Source organism: Ensifer sp. 22521 (assembly GCF_052044795.1).
Classification (GTDB): Bacteria; Pseudomonadota; Alphaproteobacteria; order Rhizobiales; family Rhizobiaceae; genus Ensifer.
In genome coordinates this window covers 283,746-301,257 of record NZ_JBQENM010000008.1, presented here as the reverse complement: position 1 = coordinate 301,257, position 17,512 = coordinate 283,746, and the positions used below count along the sequence as shown (strand labels likewise).

Sequence of the window (17,512 nt, the reverse complement as noted above, 5' to 3'; positions counted from 1 at the left end):
TCGCCTTCCTCAATAGATCAGGAGACAGCACAGCCCTTTGAACAGACAAAGGAGGAATGGTGGGGTTTCTCATCAACCATTTAGTCTACGAGCGGGTGTGCGAGCAAATCTTTGCTCGCCCTCACTTCATTGTTGGCGGCGTTGCTGCCAAACCGCTGGCGCACGATATCGGAACAAGCGTCATGCCGGTTCGCGAGGCCCTTATCCGCCTCGCCCAGCAAGACGCGCTCGACAGCATCCCGTCGAAGGGATTCTTTATTCCGCCTCTCAAGGCACATTACATCGAGGAGGCCTTCAATATTGCCCGCCAACTCGTTGCCAGGCGGCACAGACCCAGTGCGGACGATGGCAGGGCCGAACTGAAGGATGCCATCGGGCAGAACGTGCTGATGTCCTGGCATTCGGAGGTTTTTGAATGGGTTGCCGCGGCGCCTTCAGGCTTCCGTTCTATCGAGAGGTGGCAATACACTGATTTCGACAGGAAATTCCTAGCGGTAGCGTCGAAGTGCATGGCGGAGGTCGATTGGACGATCATGCGCTATATCTGGAGCAAAACGATTCACTATCGATACTACATCTACAGCAACTTTGACCTCTACGCCGCCCCTGTGCCCAATTTAACCAGACAATCCAACCACCGGAATGAGGTGGCGAGCTTTGTCGATGAGGTTTTCAGACGGTACGCACACCTCGCCGGAATCGTCACGGCACAGGCAGACGTCAACCAGCGCCCTTCGCCTTACATGTGATCCAAATCGCCGCGGCTCTATACGCATTCAGTTACGCGCGCCCGATCGCGCAGATCGACGACATTGTCTGTCTGACGGATTGTGCTCTTGCGGTGGGTGATCGCCAAGACGGTGACTTCACCTGCGATCCTCCGAATATGGTCCATGATAGCTGCTTCCGTCGCCTCATCGAGGGCGGAACTCGCTTCGTCCAGGAACAGAAACTTCGGTTCGCCGTAAAGCGCCCTGGCAATTGCAATTCGCTGACGTTCGCCACCGGACAGTTTCAGGCCACGCTCTCCGACGATCGTTGAGAACCCATCGGGAAACTCCTCGATCCTATTGAGGATCGCCGCCTTCGTAGCGGCCTCGCGCAGTCGCTGATGATCGATCGGTCGGCCCAGAGCGATGTTGGCCGCTAGCGTATCGTTGAGCAGCATCACTTCCTGCGGAACGACGCCGACCGATGCATACCAATCCTGCCGGTTGACCTCGCAGAGGTCGACGCCGTCGGCACGAATTTCTCCGTTGGAAGGTTCGATGGTTTTTAACGCCAGCCGGAGAACCGTCGATTTTCCCGAACCGGTCTCGCCGGTGATGAAGGTGATGGCTCCTCGCCGGGCGACAAAGCTTACGTCCGCTATTCCACGCCCGTCTTCATAGGAAAAGTCGACGTTCTTGAATTCGAGCCGTCCCCCGACGGCTTCGAGTTCGCCGCGCGCTGCAGTCCGGTCACTCTCCTCAGGAGATGCCCACATCTGGGCGAAGGGCCTGAATTGCGCATAGGATCTCACCAGGCTCTCGATCGCGAGACCAACCATCTCGAAAGGCTGGTTGAGTTGAAGAAGGAGTGCATTGAACAGCACTATGTCGCCGACAGAGATGGTCCCTTCTCGGTAGCGGGGCAGGAAAATGGTGAAAGCGATCGCGAACTGAAGCGCGAGAGCGAGACCGTAGACGCCAGCGTAGGCGATCCGTTTCAGACAATAGCTCCGCCAGTTGTGAAGGACCTCTTCAGCGCCGCGTCTGTAACGGTCACTCATCCATCCGCAGCTTCCGAAGTAGCGCAGCGTCTCCATCGAGGAAATCGCGTTACCCACCAACTGCGCATTGGCTTGCCCGGCCGTCGCCGCGTTTTCGAGATGCGGTCGCGTCCATTTGTTCGAGAAGTAGGTCAGCGAAATGAACACCGCCCCGTATATAAGGACGACAAGGACCACCCTCGCATCAATGGCGGCACTCAGGACGACCAGGGTCAAAGCTAGCTGCACAAACCCGGGTATGAGGACCATCAAGGCAAGTTGCACTACGACGATGAGGGCTTGTGTTCCCTGCATCTGCGCGGACTGAATCTCGGCGGGATTGTGCTCGACGAAGAACCGAGGCGATTTCTTGACCAAGTGCTCGAAAAAACGAGTGGCGGCGATGAAATTCAAATCCTCGGCGCTCATCGCGGCGAGGTACTTCACCATGTTTTGCAGCGCAAGTGAGAGCCCGATGACAACGGCGTAGATCAAAAGACCCGCAGAAATCGTGTCCAGCCAGCGATCATCAGTCAGGCGATCTACAAGCCGCGAGAAAAGATAGGGCGCGAAGACCGAGGCCAGTGACGAGCCGACCACGACCGCGGCAACGAGCACTATCGTATCCCGCGAGACTTTCCAGAAGCTCGAGATGATCCCGCCAAGCGGAGCCATCACCACGCCCCAATCGCTCAGCTTTCCCGAAGTTGGCATTTCTGATGACTTCCTTCGGATCTAGTGGCGTCGACACAGTCACGTCGCCAACCAGCTGCTGAAGGATCCTGGCGCAGCGACTACGGCTAGACCTTAATAGGGGGCGACCGCTCGGCCGTGATAAGCGCGAAATACCTCGATTATAATTTACGACTGCCATGAAGTGACGACGCCCTAACGGCGAGCAACATGCTTTGTAGATGGGCCGGCTGAGATGGCTTGTTGAAGCTCTGATAATATCACCCGCCTTCATTCAGGCGTCCGGCTTTCTCCCAACGACAAAATCCGGTCTCGCCTCTTTCTTCCCGATCCAAGGAAAGCACGGAACATCGCTCATTTGTCGTCCGCCTGCGTCCATTCCGATTTCGACCGGACGAAATCACCAACGCGGAACTCGGGGTGGCATATCCTGTGGTGTGCGGCCCTCCTGGGCCGCCTTGCGCCGTGCCTCGAAACGGGGAGCCGGCCTCTGCAGGCAATCGCCAGCACGCGCAGAGTATTCAGGTGCTGGCCTTGTTGGTCGCCGGGCGTGATCGACGGTTTGCGGCGAGAAACTGGCCCATTCCGTGGGCACCAGGTCGTTTCCGCTGCGGCGTCAACCTCACAATGTCGTCGGCTGGAGAGGCGCGCACCATCCGCATGCGTCCACTCCCGCGCGCCGATCATGGTCGGCACCTCCTGTGCTCGCCTGTCGAGGCAGGGTCTCGGATGTAGCAGACGCTGCCTCCCCTCAACCCTGTTCCGCACCAGCACCGAGAACAGGGTGTGACGGGCCGGCTGCCCGCGCCTGCCCTTGTCGCCTCGCCCTCGACGAAGAGGCGAACACAAGGAGGCAGCCATGACCACGGATCACACTCTTCACACCCGGAACGACATCTACGAGCGCGTCACCAGCCAGATCATCGCCGCCATCGAGGCCGGCGCCGGCGACTACCGGATGCCCTGGCACCATGACGGATCGGCCATCACCACGCCGGTCAACATCGCCTCGTCCAAGGCCTATCGCGGCGTCAATGTCATAGCACTCTGGGCCGCGGCACACGCGGCCGGATATCCCGCCGGCATCTGGGGCACCTATCGCCAATGGCAGGCACTTGGCGCCCAGGTCCGCAAGGGCGAACGCAGCCACTTGGTCGTGTTCTGGAAGGTCGACGATCGACGCCGTGAGGATTACGACCGGAACGACGACGCGGATCGCGACGAGACCGGCCGGCGCATGTTCGCCCGCGGCTACACGGTCTTCAACTGCGCGCAGGTCGATGGCTACACACCGCCCGCAACGCCGGTGCTGCCGGAGACCGAGCGGATCGAGCGGGCCGAACATTTCTGTGCGGCGCTCGGCATCGATATCCGGCACGGCGGATCGCAGGCCTATTACAGCCCGTCTACCGACCATGTGCAGATGCCGGAGTTCGCCTGTTTCCGCGACGCCGTCGCCTATTATGCCGTGATGCTTCACGAATGCGGGCACGCCTCCGGAGCCAAGCACCGCCTTGATCGCGATCTCTCCGGACGGTTCGGCTCGGCCGCCTACGCTATGGAAGAGTGCTCGGTTGAGCTATTGAGCGCGATGATCTGCGCCGATCTCAACCTCAGCCCCGAACTGCGCCTCGACCACGCCCGCTATATCGCCTCCTGGCTCGAGGTGCTGCGCACCGACAAGCGCGCCATCTTCACCGCCGCCAGCAAGGCGCAGGAGATTGCCGACTGGATGCATGCGCAGCAGAGCGACGCTTAGCGAGACAAGGTGCGGGGTGCGGCATCGGCACCCCGGAGGTCACAGCGGCGCTCTGTTTCACGCTATGGCTCGATCGACAACCCGGGCGCTCAGCGCCACGCCCGCTTCGAAGGACAGGACACAGCAAGGACAGCGGCTACAGGCGATCAGTTTCCCGATCTTGACTCTTCGTGCCTCTCGAGAACATAATAAGAACATTCACCGGCGCTGTGGCGCGCCAATCCAACGGATCGAGGGTTACAACGACTGCTTTGCAGCCGAGGAACACGCTTGGCATGCGAACACTGAAGGACGAAATCGAAGCCGCCGTCGCGATCGATCTTACAGTCTTGGAGCCCCATCGCAGACGGGCCTACGCCGGACTTGACCAATACCGACGAGCGGTCGAGGTGCGCGGCGTCCAGGAACTCGCCGGGAAGATCGCGGGGTCTTTCGGGGTTTTCGCGATTTTCGACGTCGAGACGGTGCTCCGATATCCGGCGATTACGCCTTTCGTGACTCAGACCCTTTACACTGTCGCCGGAGCCTGACCCGTTCGACCTGATGAAGCCGTTCTCGGCCGAATTGATGACTATGTGGCCGATCGATCGAAAAGTCGGTTCACCGAAGAATGACACCGCAGACATACTCGATCCGACCGAGCCCGTACCATGAAGTTTTCCCATCTGCTGCTGATCGCGATCGCGCTCGGTATCGCCCTGCCCGCACGTTCTCAAGGTCCAATCACCGGGCGCGCGGCCGTCATCGACGGCGACACAATCGAAATCAGAGGCGAGCGTGTTCGCCTGCACGGGGTCGACGCGCCCGAGAGCTGGCAAATCTGCGACGATGGCGACGGCAGCACCTACGGCTGCGGCAAGCGGGCAGCGTTCGCGCTCGACAGGTTCCTTGCCGCGTCACGACCAACGCGCTGCGAGGTCGTAGAGCGGGACAGATACCAGCGGTTCGTGGCCGTCTGCTTTCGCGCAGATGGCCAAGAGGTCAACCGCTGGCTGGTCGAGAGTGGCAATGCCGTGGATTGGCAGAGATACAGCAAGGGCGCCTATGCCGGCGCCCAGCGGTCGGCGCGGTCGGGTCGCGCCGGCATCTGGCGCGGACGTTTTGAGCTGCCTTGCGAAGAGCGGGCCCGCCGTGCGAAGCAAGTGCCTTCTTGCTGAACACGAGATGATCAATGCCGACCAACGAGACGAAAAACGATTTGAAGTCGATCGACCGGGAGATTGGCGCGCGGATCCGATCCGCCCGTGAGGTATTGGGTGTAAGTCAGTAGCTGCTTGCCAATGACGTGGGGTCACATTCCAGCAGATCCAGAAATACGAGAAAGGCATCAACCGTCTGTCTGCTTCGATGCTCGTGAGGGTCTGCCAGTCGCTGCAGGTCAGTCCCAGGGAGATCCTCGGCGCCTACTTCTCACATCTGCGTCCGAGCGAGGAGCGCGTCGATTGGCTGCAGGAGAAACTGCTGACGGCAGAGCGAAAACTCGCCGGAGTTCGACGCGCACTTCGGGACGAATAGCGCTTTCGCGGGATAAAGCGTGTCATGATTACGGCGCCCGATCGCAGGCACGTGGTTCAGCATGGCCAATGACGACAGTTCTCCAGGCGACGTCAGATGCCCAGATCGCGTGTGGTATTCCACCATAGTGCCAGGTCGGGGACACGAGACGACGGCCCGGCGTGGAAGCGGTCGTGATGCCCGGGATAGCGCTGGAATCTCGAACCATCGACCGTCGCGTCATCCTCCTTGAGACCAGCTGTCAGTCCCCGCCCCCTGCGGCCCCTTCAATGGCCTGATCTGGCCGAAGGACGGCTGACGCCTCGACCGCCTCTCACGCAACGGCGCGGCAGTGACTTTCTTCCCCTGGGCTACGCCCATTCCTCGCGAAACAACAAAGTCGCCTCTGTGCCATCCTTCGCTGGCGCTGCGGTCGCAAGCGATGCGTCGTCGCTCGCCTCCAGCCGGAAGATCGCCATCGAGGCCGCGACGGGCGCGGGCTCGAAACACCAGCGCAAGGAGAACTACCATGGCGACCATTGGCACCTTCAAGAAGTCCGACAACGAATTCGTCGGCGAAATCGTCACCCTCTCGGTCCGGGCCAAGAACGTCCGCATCGTCCCGGCAGCCGGCGACGCTGGCGAAAATGCCCCCAGCCACCGGGTCTTGGTCGGTCGCGCCGAAATCGGCGCCGCCTGGACCAAGCGCTCCAACGAAGGCCGCGACTATCTCGGCCTCAAGCTCGACGATCTGAGCTTTACCGCTCCGATCTACGCCAATCTCGTCGACGACGAGGACGGTGAAGGCTTCTCTCTCATCTGGTCTCGTCCCAGCCGCCGTAATCGCGACTGAGCCACACCACCCTCGCCTCGCCCGGAACCGACCGGGCGGGGCGAGAACACCGCGGCGACCGAATCAGTTCGCGCCGAATGGGCTCCTTCTTCGGCGAATTACGCCTTAAACGCTTGCGTGAATTGACCGAGGACGACTATTATAGTCGTAGTTCTGGCGCAAGCGCTCGCGTCAATGGGAGGTGATCATTCATGATCACCTCCCGCCAGACGCGGGCCGCACGCGCGTTGCTCGGTTGGAACCAGGAGACGCTCGCTGACAAGGCCCGGGTATCACTGACCGCGCTCAAGCGCCTTGAGTCAGCAAATGACCTCAGGGTGCACGAGTCGACGCGCGATCAGGTGCGTCGCACGCTCGAGGCTGCCGGCATCGTCTTCATCAAGTCCAGCGACGGTGAAGGAGTGATGCTTGTACGTGCGAAACAAACGGGCAGCGGGTGACCTGGGATACGGCGAGTTCTCCCGCTCAGATATGCAACGCTCGTCTTACAGCCGTGAGGACGCAGTCCAGCGAACGCGCCCGATTAAGTTGCCGATCCCGAAGAAAGGCATGATCTCGCGCCGAGTACGGCGATCGGGAGGATTGAATTGACCGAGCCAGCTTTCCTGGACGAGCCACCGCAGGGTTCAATGCTTACGACCTACGATCGCGAGCACATGAAGCTCTATATGCGGCTCCTCGATGCAGCAGCGGACGGCGCCACCTGGCAGGAAGCCGTCGCAGTCCTGTTCGGGATAGATCCCGTCAACGAGCCGGAGCGCGCGCGCCAAGTCCATGAACGGCACCTGGCGCGCGCCCGCTGGATCAGCGAAATCGGCTACCGTCAGCTTGCGACGGACCGCAACCACTGAAGCCATTGTGTTGCCTGGAATGCAACACGCGGGCCCATCGCGGGGGCTTCCGCGAGGCAATTGATCCGGGAATCATCCTCGTAGCGCACGCGGATAGGCTGCATGCGCGTGGAGGAAGTGGATGCGCCCAGATACGTCACAATGGCGATCCCCATCGGCATACGACTATGTCGATGAGCTTTCTGGTCCCGACCTCGCTTGGGAATGGCTGCGTCGCAACACAGATTACCAGCAGGACTTCCTGGCACTTCAACGAGCCACCGCTGACCGCAAATCGTTCTTGCTGGCACTCCGCCAGCGATGGGGGTTGCAATTTCGCAATTGCGCCGACACTCAATGCCACACAAACCACCGTGACTTGGTCGCCGGAGCTGGATACCAGCGCCGTTCTGCTGACATCCACCCCCACAATCGCGCCGACGGATCGGAATCTCTCCCGTCTACTCGACCAAGCCCGGGCGGAGACAGACGAATTCGGCTCCTTCTTCCATCACGTCTTACCTGACGGCGACGCGATACAAGTCCTGCGTCTCGCCAGCGTCGGCGCCGATGAGCCGCTCTCCGCCCTCATTCCCCTCGATCCAGACGCACTCGATCGGCTCGAAGCACTGCTTCGACTGGTCCAGAGTCTATTGGGGCGGCGCGTCGCGGAGGACACGCGTCTCACGCACCAGAAACGTCGACGCGCGCGACACATGCTGCAAGCCGTAGACGGGCGCGTAAACGGCGCCAGTTACCGCGAAATCGGCAGCGTCATCTACGGGCGAGAACGCGTAGCGTCTGAGCCCTGGAAAACCTCGGCCCTGCGTGACGCGACCATCGATCTGGTCAAGGACGGCCTGGCCATGATCGCCGGTGGCTATCGAAATCTTCTGCGCCACCGCCGCCGCCGGTAGTCCCCGCCCCCCGAAGGGGTGGGGTTTTTGGCTCGTCTATCTTCGCACTCCCCCCTTCCGGCACTTCTTCGCCACCCTGCCCTTCGTCCGCCGCTCACGTCCGGCGCGCCCCACCGACAACCACGGAGGCACCACATGGCATCGAATACCGCCGGCTTACCCCCACGCTACCTGCGCACGCCCGAAGCTGCGCGTTTTCTGGGCTTGTCCGGCCGCACACTCGAAAAGCACCGAACCTATGGGACAGGACCAGCCTATCGGAAGCTCGGGGGGCGGGTCGTCTATTCGATCGAGGATCTGCAAGCCTGGGCCGATCGCGGGATGCTGACCTCGACCTCCGACCCAAGAGGCAGCGTCCTTCCGGCAAAGCGCCATAGCGCCATCGGGCAAGCACACACCGGCCGTCAGCAGCGTTGAGGTCGCCCTGTCATGAAGCGACCGCGTATCATTGCCCTCAGCGAACGAGCAAAGCTCGACCCCTTCATCGTCGCCACAGGCGCCGCCAGTCCGCGCGATCAGCGCGACCTCATGGAGCGCCCCTTCTTTTCGTTGGCCAAGGCCAAGCGGGTTGCACCAATCCTCTACAAATCCGGTGACGTGCAAGTGGAAGTCTTTGCCGTAGCCGAGCACGGCATGGCCACGATCTGGGACGCCGACGTTCTCATCTGGGCCGCGAGCCAGATCGTCGAGGCCGAAAATCTCGGCCTGAAGACGTCCCGTTTTCTTCGCTTTACGCCGTATCAACTCCTGACTGCCATCGGCCGCAATACCGGAACTCGGGAATACAAGCTCCTGAAGGGCGCTTTGACGCGGCTTCAATCCACCGCGATCCGGACAACCATACGTCAGGGCGAGCATTGGCGCCGACACCAGTTCTCCTGGATCAATGAATGGGAGGAATGCACGACATGTGACGGTCGGACGGAGGGCATGGAATTCGTCCTGCCCGACTGGTTCTACCGGGGCGTCATCGACCGCTCACTCGTGCTCGCAATCGACCCGGCCTATTTTCGCCTGACCGGCGGCATTGAGCGCTGGCTCTACCGCGTCGCCCGCAAGCACGCCGGCCGACAGGCCCGTGGCTGGATCTTCGAGATCGCCCACCTCCATGCGAAGTCCGGCAGCCTCGCTCGTATGTCCGATTTCGCCTTCGATCTCCGGCGCATAGTCCGGCGACAGTCGCTTCCGGGCTACCGGCTTCGGATCGAGCGGCGTGGCAGGCGCGAGTTGCTGCGCATCCTCCCCGCCACCCTGCCCACGGGCACTGTGGACGACGCTGTGGAAACACTCGGGACTTCGGGCGCAACGACTGTCGGGACTTCAGGCGCATCAGCATCGGGATTTCGGGCGCATGGATCGCAACTAACCCTTTGGCCTGAAACGATTTTTCCCGGGCTTAACCTAGAATCTAACAGAGAATCTAACTTTCTTTCTGGCAGCGGCGATGTGGAAAAAACGTCCCGCGAGCCGCACCCGGGCCGCCGTGGAGACCCACGCGACGTTCAGACCCATGAATTCCCAGCATCTATCGGAGACGACTCATGACCGGCACCGCGAACCATCGTGGGCGTGGCAGTTCGACGCCATCCGCTCGCACATCCGACAATCTGACCCGTGTTGAACTGACCTGGATCGAGAAGAAGATCGAGAGCTGGATCCGCTTCGGCGCGCCCGCACACGAAGCGATCCTGAGCCGTAGCCGGCGCGTCCTGTCCTTCGGCCCGGAGACGATCTTCGCCTTCGTCCGCTGGGCGTCGAACGACTTCGGGACGATCATCTCTCGGATTGACATCGTGCGCGCCGTCTCGCCAGGCGAGGCCTACCAGACGCTACCCTTCGTGCGGCCCGGTGGCGAGATTCTCCTCAAGGTCGAGGGCTGGCCGAAAGTCGAACAGGTGCTGCGCACGATCGATGCCATAGAGGCGCTCGACATCGCCGGGCCCGATGTCTCTCCGGATCATTGGCGTCACATCCATAACCGGCTCGCAGCCGGCCATGCGCCTCGCGCTTACACGCACGAGCAGCATCAAGCTTATCTCCTGCGCCGGAAAACGACGTCATGACCCGCTGCGGCTATGTCATCACGGTGCTTCTCGCTTCGGCCGCGATTTTCATCACGGCAGCTGTGCCAGTCCCGGTGAAGCTTGTCTGGAACGCGTCGGCCAGCGCGCCGATCGGCCTCTATACGATCGAGGCTCCAGGGCGGCTCGAAGTGACCGACCTGGTCGTTGTCTCGGCACCCGAACCGCTTGCGACCCTGCTCTCCGACCGTGGATATCTGCCGCGCGGCGTGCCGCTGATCAAGCACGTCGCCGCCCTGCCGAAGCAACAGGTCTGCCGCTCCGGTCGCCAAATCGTCGTCGATGGCGTGCCCATCGGCGCCGCGCTCGATCGCGACCGCCTCGGCCGCGATCTGCCCGCTTGGCAGGGGTGCCGGGTCGTCGCCGACGACGAGTTGTTTCTCATGAACTGGCAGGTCCCGGACAGCCTGGATGGCCGCTATTTCGGACCAATCCCCGCGAGCCTCGTCCTCGGCCGGGCGGTCCCGCTTTGGACCAGCGAAAGCAGCACCCTCGACCTTTGATCGCGCCCCGAACCTTCCCTTCACCACGCACGCAAGGAGACTTTCGATGCCTCAGATCGGTCAGTTCTCACGGACGAAATCAGGATATGCCGGAACGCTGCGAACCCTCTCGCTCAACGTCGAACTCGTGCTCGAGCACGCCGAGCCAAGCGATGCCGAGAACGCTCCAGACTTCCGCATCCATCTCGGCGAAGACGGGCCGGAGATTGGCGCCGGCTGGAAGCGGACCGGAGAAAAGGCGGGCGGCTATGTAGCGATCCTGATCGACGATCCCGCCCTCGCCGCACCGATCCGCGCCAATCTTTTTTCGTCCGGCGAGGACAGAAGCGTCTGGGGTCTCTTCTGGAACCGACCGCAAAAGCACGCCGGCCGGGACTAGGCCGATGCGTATCGCCCCACCGGCTCGCATCTCCCCAGCCAGGCGAGGTCTGCCACGTGTAGTCCGCCTTTCTGCGCTCCTTCTCCTTTCCGGCATCATCCTTGCTTCCCCTCCGAATCTCAGCCTGTTCGCGCAAGGCAAGCCGGCGGCGCGCCTGGCGACCGGCGGCCCATACGCTGCCCACATCGACGAGGCAGCCCGGCGGTTTGTCATTCCGACGTCGTGGATACGCGCGGTGATGCGCGTTGAAAGTGCCGGCGAAGTCCGCGCGTTCTCGCGCGCCGGTGCCATGGGCCTGATGCAGATCATGCCTGACACTTGGGAGGAACTCCGCGTCCGTTATCGTCTTGGCGACGATCCTTACGATCCGCGCGACAACATCGTGGCAGGCGCCGCGTATTTAAGAGAAATGCACGACCGCTATGGCGCCCCAGGCTTTCTCGCAGCCTACAATGCGGGGCCGGCACGCTACGACGAATACCTCCGATCGGGACGGCCTTTGCCGGCCGAAACCCGCGCCTATGTCGCCGCGATCGCTCCTCTTCTTGGCATCGCTCCTCTTCTTGGCGTTGGCGACCTCCCGAGCGCCGCCACGCCGCGGGCGTCAGTGAAACGACCTGGTGGCAGGCTCCACTCTTCATAACACCCGCCAGCCTCACGGAAGTTGGCACGCCACGTTCGCAGCCATCGCGCGCCGGCGGCGCAGAAATCGAGCCATCATCACGCGATTTCCCTGCACTGAAAACGCACTCGATCGGCCTGTTCGTTGGACGAAGTGATCCACGTGGTGAGCAATGAGCACCACTTCAGGCAAGCGTATCCCGGCGGGCTTCCGCGCATCCTGGAGGATAGTGGGGCGGGCAGCCGGAGACACGACCGGAGGATGGCAGGATAAAGGGCCGCGATGTGCGGCCGAGGACGGTTGTTTCATTTCAATGACTTGCAGCGTGATTTCGCGAGGTGCGCCAAGGGACCGCACCTCGCACAAGCGAGCATTATTACGCAGTTTCAATATGATATGATGATGTGCTGAACTAATCTATGAGTGACGAGAGTGACTTCCGTATCCGCCCTGGCCGCGTCCGCTCATCAAGAGCGCAACGCGCCCGCCCCTTCATCGCCCAGGCGCTTGCCGCAGCTGAGCGCGCCGGCGGATCCGTGTCACAGCGTGGTACGATCAGCGCCGGCAATCGCTCTCGCTTCGGGCATGGCCAGCGCGCCTCCGTTCAGGCCAATCGCCTGATCACGTCCCGCTCGCGTGGCGCCGTCGTCAAGGCGCGGGTGGTAAGGCTCAGCGGCCGCGGTGCACCGCTTGCCACTCATCTCACTTATCTGCGGCGCGAGGGCGTGACCCGCGACGGGGAGAAAGCTCGTATGTTCGGCCCTGGTGGCGATGCGGCGGACCCGAAGGCCTTCACTGAACGATGCGAGGGCGACCGGCATCATTTCCGGTTCATCGTCTCGCCGGACGATGTGCTTCAGATGGCCGACCTCAAGGGCTTCACGCGTGATCTCATCAGCCAGATGGAGAAGGATCTCGACACCCGCCTCGACTGGGTGGCGGTCGATCACTGGAACACCGCGCACCCCCACGTCCATCTGCTGGTGCGCGGCGTGCGGGACGACGGTGAAAATCTCGTCATCTCGCGCGATTACATCAAGGAAGGAATGCGCGATCGCGCGCGCGACCTCATCACTCGGGAGCTCGGACCGCGGACCGATCAGGACATCCGCCAGACACTCGAGCGTCAGATCGAAAGCGAGCGCTGGACCAGCGTCGACCGACAGCTCGCACGCGATAGCTATCGCACTGGCGTCATCGATCTCGCGCCACATCCCGATCGGCAGCCAGACGAGCTCCACGCGGTCAAGATCGGCCGCCTGCGCAAGCTCGAATCCCTCGGCCTCGCCGATCAGGTCCGCCCCGGCCAGTGGTTGATGGCCGAAAATGCCGAAGCAGTCCTTCGCGAGCTTGGCGAACGTAATGACATCATCAAGCGCATTCATCGCAGTCTGTCCGAACGCGGCATCGAACGCAGCACCGCCAGCTATGTGCTCGCGGGTGAAAGCCTCAACCTGCCGGTCATCGGGCGCCTGGTCGATCGGGGTCTGGATGACGAGATCAAGGGCACGGCTTATGCGGTAATCGACGCCGTCGACGGACGTACTCACCACATCAAGGTTCCCGATCTCGACGCGGCGGGCGATGGGGCGATCGGATCCATCGTCGAACTGAGAAAGTTCGATGACGCGCAGGCTCGGCGTCGTGTTGCCCTCGCCGTCCGATCGGACTTGAGCATTGAGCAGCAGATCACGGCGAGCGGCGCCACCTGGCTCGACCGTCAGGCGATCGCGCGCGAACCGCTGGCACTCGGCAGCGGCGGTTTTGGTGCCGAGGTTCGCGAGACCATGGACCGACGGGCAGAAGAGCTCATCGAACGCCGTCTCGCAGAGCGGCAGGGGCGCGGCGTGGTGTTCGCGCGCAACCTGATCGAAACCCTGCGCAGGCAGGAGCTCGAGGCGCTTGGGCAGAGGCTCGCCGCCGAAACGGGGACGCCATTCAACAAGTCCGCCTCAGGCGAGTATGTCGCTGGCACCTATCGCCAAAGGTTCGCACTCGCCTCCGGCCGCTTCGCGATGATCGACGACGGTCTGGGGTTCCAGCTGGTGCCGTGGTCCCCTTCGCTGGAAAAGCATCTCGGACGCCAAGTCTCCGGGGTGGATCGCGGCGATGGCGGGATTGACTGGGGCCTCGGCAAGAAGCGTGGGCTCGGGCTCTGACGCAAGACCTTGGCGGCACGCAATATCGGCGCGATCCCAAATTACGCGGATCGTCGCCTCGTGAACCAGCCAGTGTTGCTGGCCGCCTCAATCGCCATCGTCGTGCTCGCGGTATCGGCAGGGGTGATGTGGTGGAAGCGCCGGCCGGCCGGGTCGCTCGGCGTACCGCGAATGCCCGCGGACAGACGCGTCTTCCGCGGCTTGTTGGCGATCCTCGTCATCGGAGGATTACTGTTCCCGCTCGTCGGTCTGTCGCCCGTTGTCATGCCGCCGCGGGTTTGCGGCGGCACTCAACCTCGACCGCTCGCAATAGCGGGCCGCGTTCACGCCGCGCCCTGACGGTATTTTGACCGCGGCCGGACCTATCGATGCCGGCTCGCTCCTTTGTAGCTGAACCGAAAGCCAAATTTCACAGCGTCGCTGCATTCTAACGACGCCTCGATGCATGCTGCTACGAAGGAGTTTTTCGCGGAATTCGTATACTCTGAATGGCGCAATGCAGCGCGACAAGCCTCAATTGCCCGAGCCTGCTGGACTCCATGGCTCGGCCATTCGTTTTCCAAGAAATCCAATGCATCGTAGGGGCCGCAGAACCGGCGCGGCATACCATTTTGCAGCATCACCCACAGTGGAATGCGCCACGGTGCTTCTTTCATTTTCGGACCTCCTCAAAGGTCGTACTGAGAATCGCCAGACCGCCAGCTTCGTTCCGCAAGCTACAATGATTCTTTTGGCTGGGTTACGCTCGCGCCGCGCGAATTCTTGGTCACCAGGAGTTAGCCATTCAGATGAGATGCAGTGCGACTCTCGCGGCAGATAACGGGGACCATCACCTTGGTGCGCAGAGCGAGCGCAAGCATCGCGGTTCGTGGAGGTAGAAGGATCGCGCCGACGGCCTGTAATTCCGCGCACTGCCCGCCGTTTGCTCGCTCCCCGCCTGGGGCAGCTTGAACACGCATGCCGCTATCCGTGATCTTGACACCATTTGCTGCAACGAAGGTCGGAGCATGTCCGCGACCAAGATCCTCTGGGGCCAGATCCTCGCCGTTCTCCTGATCGTGCTCTTGACGACATGGACCGCGACACAATGGACGGCGTGGCAGCTCGGATTCCAGGCTCAGCTTGGCCAGCCCTGGTTCGAGTTTGCCGGCTTGCACGTCTACTATCCGCCCTCGATTTTCTTGTGGTGGTACTTCTACGACGCCTACGCGCCCGATGTCTTCTGGAAGGGCGGGATGATTGCAGCATCCGGCGGCTTCATCGCCATAGCGGTTGCGATCGGCATGTCGGTCTGGCGTGCGCGGGAAGCAAAGAACGTCGAGACTTATGGGTCCGCGCGCTGGGCGAGCCCTGAAGAAGTGAAGTCGGCCGACCTCCTCGGGCCCGACGGTGTGGTTCTTGGCAAGCTGGGTTCCGAGTATCTTCGACACGACGGTCCCGAACATGTGCTGTGCTTCGCGCCGACACGGTCCGGCAAGGGCGTAGGTCTCGTCGTTCCCTCGCTCCTGACCTGGCCGGGTTCGGCCATCGTCCACGACATCAAGGGCGAGAACTGGCAGCTCACTGCCGGCTTTCGGGCTCGATACGGCCGTGTGCTGCTGTTCGATCCAACCAATTCAAAATCCGCCGCCTACAACCCGCTGCTCGAGGTGCGCCGCGGTGAATGGGAGGTGCGCGATGTCCAGAACATCGCCGATATCCTCGTCGACCCGGAGGGTTCACTCGAAAGGCGAAACCACTGGGAAAAAACCAGCCATGCGCTGCTGGTGGGGGTGATCCTTCACGTTCTCTATGCCGAGCCGGACAAGACGCTTGCCGGCGTCGCGGCATTTCTCTCCGATCCTAAACGACCGATCGAGTCCACCCTCGCCACCATGATGAAAGCCACGCATCTCGGCGAGGCAGGTCCCCATCCCGTCATCGCCAGCGCCGCGCGCGAGTTGCTCAACAAGTCCGACAACGAGCGCTCCGGCGTCCTTTCGACCGCCATGTCCTTTCTCGGGCTTTATCGCGATCCGGTCGTCGCCGAAGTCACGCGACGCTGCGACTGGCGGATCACTGATGTTGTCGGAGGCGATCGGCCGACGACGCTCTACCTCGTCGTCCCACCATCAGACATCAATCGGACAAAACCGCTGATCCGGTTGATCCTCAATCAGATCGGCCGGCGGCTCACCGAAGACCTGCAAGGAAAGGCCGCCCGCCACCGACTTCTTCTCATGCTCGACGAGTTCCCCGCGCTCGGCCGCCTCGACTTCTTCGAAAGCGCCCTCGCCTTCATGGCAGGTTATGGGCTCAAGAGCTTCCTGATCGCGCAGTCGCTGAACCAGATCGAGAAGGCCTACGGGCCTAACAATTCGATCCTCGACAACTGCCATGTGCGCGTCTCCTTCGCGACGAATGACGAGCGCACGGCCAAGCGCGTCTCCGACGCCCTGGGAACGGCCACCGAGATGCGGGCGATGAAGAACTATGCAGGGCACCGGCTTTCGCCCTGGCTCGGCCACCTGATGGTTTCGCGCTCGGAAACCGCGCGCCCCCTGCTGACCCCCGGTGAAGTGATGCAGCTTCCACCCGCCGATGAGATCGTGATGGTCGCCGGCACGCCACCGATTCGCGCAAAAAAAGCCCGTTACTATGAAGATCCCGTTTTTAAGGAGCGCATCTTTCCGCCGCCCGAACTGAAGATCAGGACCCGCGGGAGCGTCGACGACTGGAGCACCTTGTCCGCTCCGCAGCAGGCCGTTTCTGACCCAGCCCAATTGGAAGCGAATTCCGACGACGAGGATCCGACCGGCTCGGAACGGCGTCAGCAGCCTGAGTTGAAGGTGACCGATGTCATCGAGAAGAAAGAGCCAATCGACAACGAGTTCGACTACGAGCCTCCGGAGGAGGCTGAAGAAGACGCCCTTCGCAACCGCCGTATGACCCGGCTCATGCAGGGTGTTGCCCGGCAAGTCTCCCTCGACCCAAATGACGGAATGGAGCTTTGAAACACACCCGATGACAAAAGCAGCGAAGAAACAACGCCTCTCCGTCTATCTCGACCCGCCTGTCATGAAGGCCCTCAGCGAGTATGCGGCGCGCCGCGATCAATCGCGTTCGCTCGTTGCTGAGGCATCCATCGCCTCTTTCCTTTCGCCCGATGCGGCGGAGCGCCAGGAGGCGGCGACCACAAAGCGGCTTGATCAGCTCGACCGACGTATGACCCGCCTGGAACGCGATCTCGGCATAGCGGTCGAGACACTCGCCGTCTTCGTGCGCTTCTGGCTGACGACCAATCCGCCGCTGCCCGAACCTGCTCAGGCTGCCGCTCGAGCCAGGGCCGGCGAGCGCTACGACGCTTTCGTCGCTGCCCTCGGCCGTCGTCTCGTCAAGGGGCCGAAGCTGCGGCAGGAGATTTCGGAGGATGTCGCGGAGCTGCCGACCGATGATTAGGGGTCGTTGGCGAAACTGGCTCACCGAGCACACG

General features: G+C 62.0%; 18 protein-coding genes and 5 pseudogenes. 21 read left to right on the top strand and 2 right to left on the bottom strand.

Translation table 11 applies throughout. From position 1 onward, the window contains the following. Positions 1–59: 59 nt before the first annotated feature. Positions 60–749: a hypothetical protein gene (locus ACTJKE_RS14800; protein ID WP_440636867.1), complete on the top strand. Its 690-nt coding sequence runs from the start codon at positions 60–62 to the stop codon at positions 747–749. 17 nt (positions 750–766) lie between these two features. Here ACTJKE_RS14800 and ACTJKE_RS14795 read toward each other — a convergent pair whose 3' ends face one another. Then, complete coding sequence (locus ACTJKE_RS14795) at positions 767–2,464, bottom strand: ABC transporter ATP-binding protein (protein WP_440636869.1); 1,698 nt, start codon at positions 2,462–2,464, stop codon at positions 767–769. Between the two features lie 838 nt (positions 2,465–3,302). Between ACTJKE_RS14795 and ACTJKE_RS14790 the strand changes: the two genes are divergently transcribed. The 18 genes and pseudogenes from ACTJKE_RS14790 to ACTJKE_RS14705 form a co-directional block, all read left to right on the top strand. Further along, a complete protein-coding gene (locus ACTJKE_RS14790) occupies positions 3,303–4,202 on the top strand; it encodes a zincin-like metallopeptidase domain-containing protein (RefSeq protein ID WP_112995873.1) in 900 nt (299 codons plus the stop codon). 275 nt (positions 4,203–4,477) lie between these two features. Beyond that, positions 4,478–4,720, top strand: a pseudogene (locus ACTJKE_RS14785) (hypothetical protein); the annotation flags it as partial. Further along, positions 4,716–4,856 (top strand): annotated as a pseudogene (locus ACTJKE_RS14780) (SOS response-associated peptidase); the annotation flags it as partial. The pseudogenes ACTJKE_RS14785 and ACTJKE_RS14780, both read left to right, overlap by 5 nt. Beyond that, positions 4,853–5,359, top strand: a complete 507-nt coding sequence (locus ACTJKE_RS14775) for a thermonuclease family protein (RefSeq protein ID WP_112995874.1) — start codon at positions 4,853–4,855, stop codon at positions 5,357–5,359. The pseudogene ACTJKE_RS14780 and the gene ACTJKE_RS14775, both read left to right, overlap by 4 nt. Before the next feature lie 148 nt (positions 5,360–5,507). Beyond that, positions 5,508–5,717 carry a hypothetical protein gene (locus ACTJKE_RS14770; RefSeq protein ID WP_112995875.1) on the top strand — a complete coding sequence of 70 codons (210 nt, stop codon included), beginning with the start codon at positions 5,508–5,510 and terminating at the stop codon, positions 5,715–5,717. A 508-nt stretch (positions 5,718–6,225) separates the two neighbouring features. After that, a complete protein-coding gene (locus ACTJKE_RS14765) occupies positions 6,226–6,549 on the top strand; it encodes a DUF736 domain-containing protein (RefSeq protein ID WP_112995876.1) in 324 nt (107 codons plus the stop codon). A 191-nt stretch (positions 6,550–6,740) separates the two neighbouring features. After that, complete coding sequence (locus tag ACTJKE_RS14760) at positions 6,741–6,989, top strand: hypothetical protein (RefSeq protein WP_112995877.1); 249 nt, start codon at positions 6,741–6,743, stop codon at positions 6,987–6,989. 147 nt (positions 6,990–7,136) lie between these two features. Further along, positions 7,137–7,400: a DNA -binding domain-containing protein gene (locus tag ACTJKE_RS14755; RefSeq protein WP_440636872.1), complete on the top strand. Its 264-nt coding sequence runs from the start codon at positions 7,137–7,139 to the stop codon at positions 7,398–7,400. A 121-nt stretch (positions 7,401–7,521) separates the two neighbouring features. After that, positions 7,522–7,659, top strand: a pseudogene (locus ACTJKE_RS14750) (transcriptional regulator domain-containing protein); the annotation flags it as partial. Continuing rightward, complete coding sequence (locus ACTJKE_RS14745; RefSeq protein WP_440691932.1) at positions 7,625–8,296, top strand: DUF2285 domain-containing protein; 672 nt, start codon at positions 7,625–7,627, stop codon at positions 8,294–8,296. The pseudogene ACTJKE_RS14750 and the gene ACTJKE_RS14745, both read left to right, overlap by 35 nt. A 135-nt stretch (positions 8,297–8,431) precedes the next feature. Continuing rightward, positions 8,432–8,713, top strand: a complete 282-nt coding sequence (locus tag ACTJKE_RS14740; RefSeq protein ID WP_112995878.1) for a helix-turn-helix domain-containing protein — start codon at positions 8,432–8,434, stop codon at positions 8,711–8,713. A 12-nt stretch (positions 8,714–8,725) separates the two neighbouring features. After that, positions 8,726–9,841 (top strand): replication initiator protein A, encoded by a 1,116-nt coding sequence (locus ACTJKE_RS14735; protein WP_112995879.1) that lies wholly within the window; start codon positions 8,726–8,728, stop codon positions 9,839–9,841. Continuing rightward, on the top strand, positions 9,838–10,359 hold the full coding sequence (locus ACTJKE_RS14730; RefSeq protein ID WP_112995880.1) for a DUF2840 domain-containing protein: 522 nt from the start codon (positions 9,838–9,840) through the stop codon (positions 10,357–10,359). Before ACTJKE_RS14735 ends, ACTJKE_RS14730 begins: the two co-directional genes overlap by 4 nt. Beyond that, positions 10,356–10,880 (top strand): S26 family signal peptidase, encoded by a 525-nt coding sequence (locus ACTJKE_RS14725; RefSeq protein ID WP_112995881.1) that lies wholly within the window; start codon positions 10,356–10,358, stop codon positions 10,878–10,880. The genes ACTJKE_RS14730 and ACTJKE_RS14725 overlap by 4 nt, the downstream gene beginning before the upstream one ends. A gap of 46 nt (positions 10,881–10,926) precedes the next feature. Then, entirely contained in the window at positions 10,927–11,259 is a 333-nt protein-coding gene (locus ACTJKE_RS14720; protein WP_112995882.1) for a DUF736 domain-containing protein, read from the top strand. 4 nt (positions 11,260–11,263) lie between these two features. Further along, positions 11,264–12,057 (top strand): annotated as a pseudogene (locus tag ACTJKE_RS14715) (lytic transglycosylase domain-containing protein). A 243-nt stretch (positions 12,058–12,300) separates the two neighbouring features. Next, entirely contained in the window at positions 12,301–14,040 is a 1,740-nt protein-coding gene (locus ACTJKE_RS14710; protein WP_440636876.1) for a relaxase/mobilization nuclease domain-containing protein, read from the top strand. Positions 14,041–14,097: 57 nt separating this feature from the next. Then, positions 14,098–14,379, top strand: a pseudogene (locus ACTJKE_RS14705) (hypothetical protein); the annotation flags it as partial. Positions 14,380–14,402: 23 nt separating this feature from the next. On the opposite strand, the gene ACTJKE_RS14700 reads toward ACTJKE_RS14705, so the two are convergent. After that, a complete protein-coding gene (locus tag ACTJKE_RS14700) occupies positions 14,403–14,696 on the bottom strand; it encodes a DUF982 domain-containing protein (protein WP_112995885.1) in 294 nt (97 codons plus the stop codon). A gap of 351 nt (positions 14,697–15,047) precedes the next feature. On the opposite strand from ACTJKE_RS14700, the gene ACTJKE_RS14695 reads away from it, so the two are divergent. Together ACTJKE_RS14695 and ACTJKE_RS14690 are read left to right on the top strand one after the other, a co-directional pair. Next, on the top strand, positions 15,048–17,033 hold the full coding sequence (locus tag ACTJKE_RS14695) for a conjugal transfer protein TraG (RefSeq protein WP_440636878.1): 1,986 nt from the start codon (positions 15,048–15,050) through the stop codon (positions 17,031–17,033). 10 nt (positions 17,034–17,043) lie between these two features. Beyond that, positions 17,044–17,478, top strand: a complete 435-nt coding sequence (locus ACTJKE_RS14690; protein ID WP_058326600.1) for a ribbon-helix-helix protein, CopG family — start codon at positions 17,044–17,046, stop codon at positions 17,476–17,478. Positions 17,479–17,512: the final 34 nt, after the last annotated feature.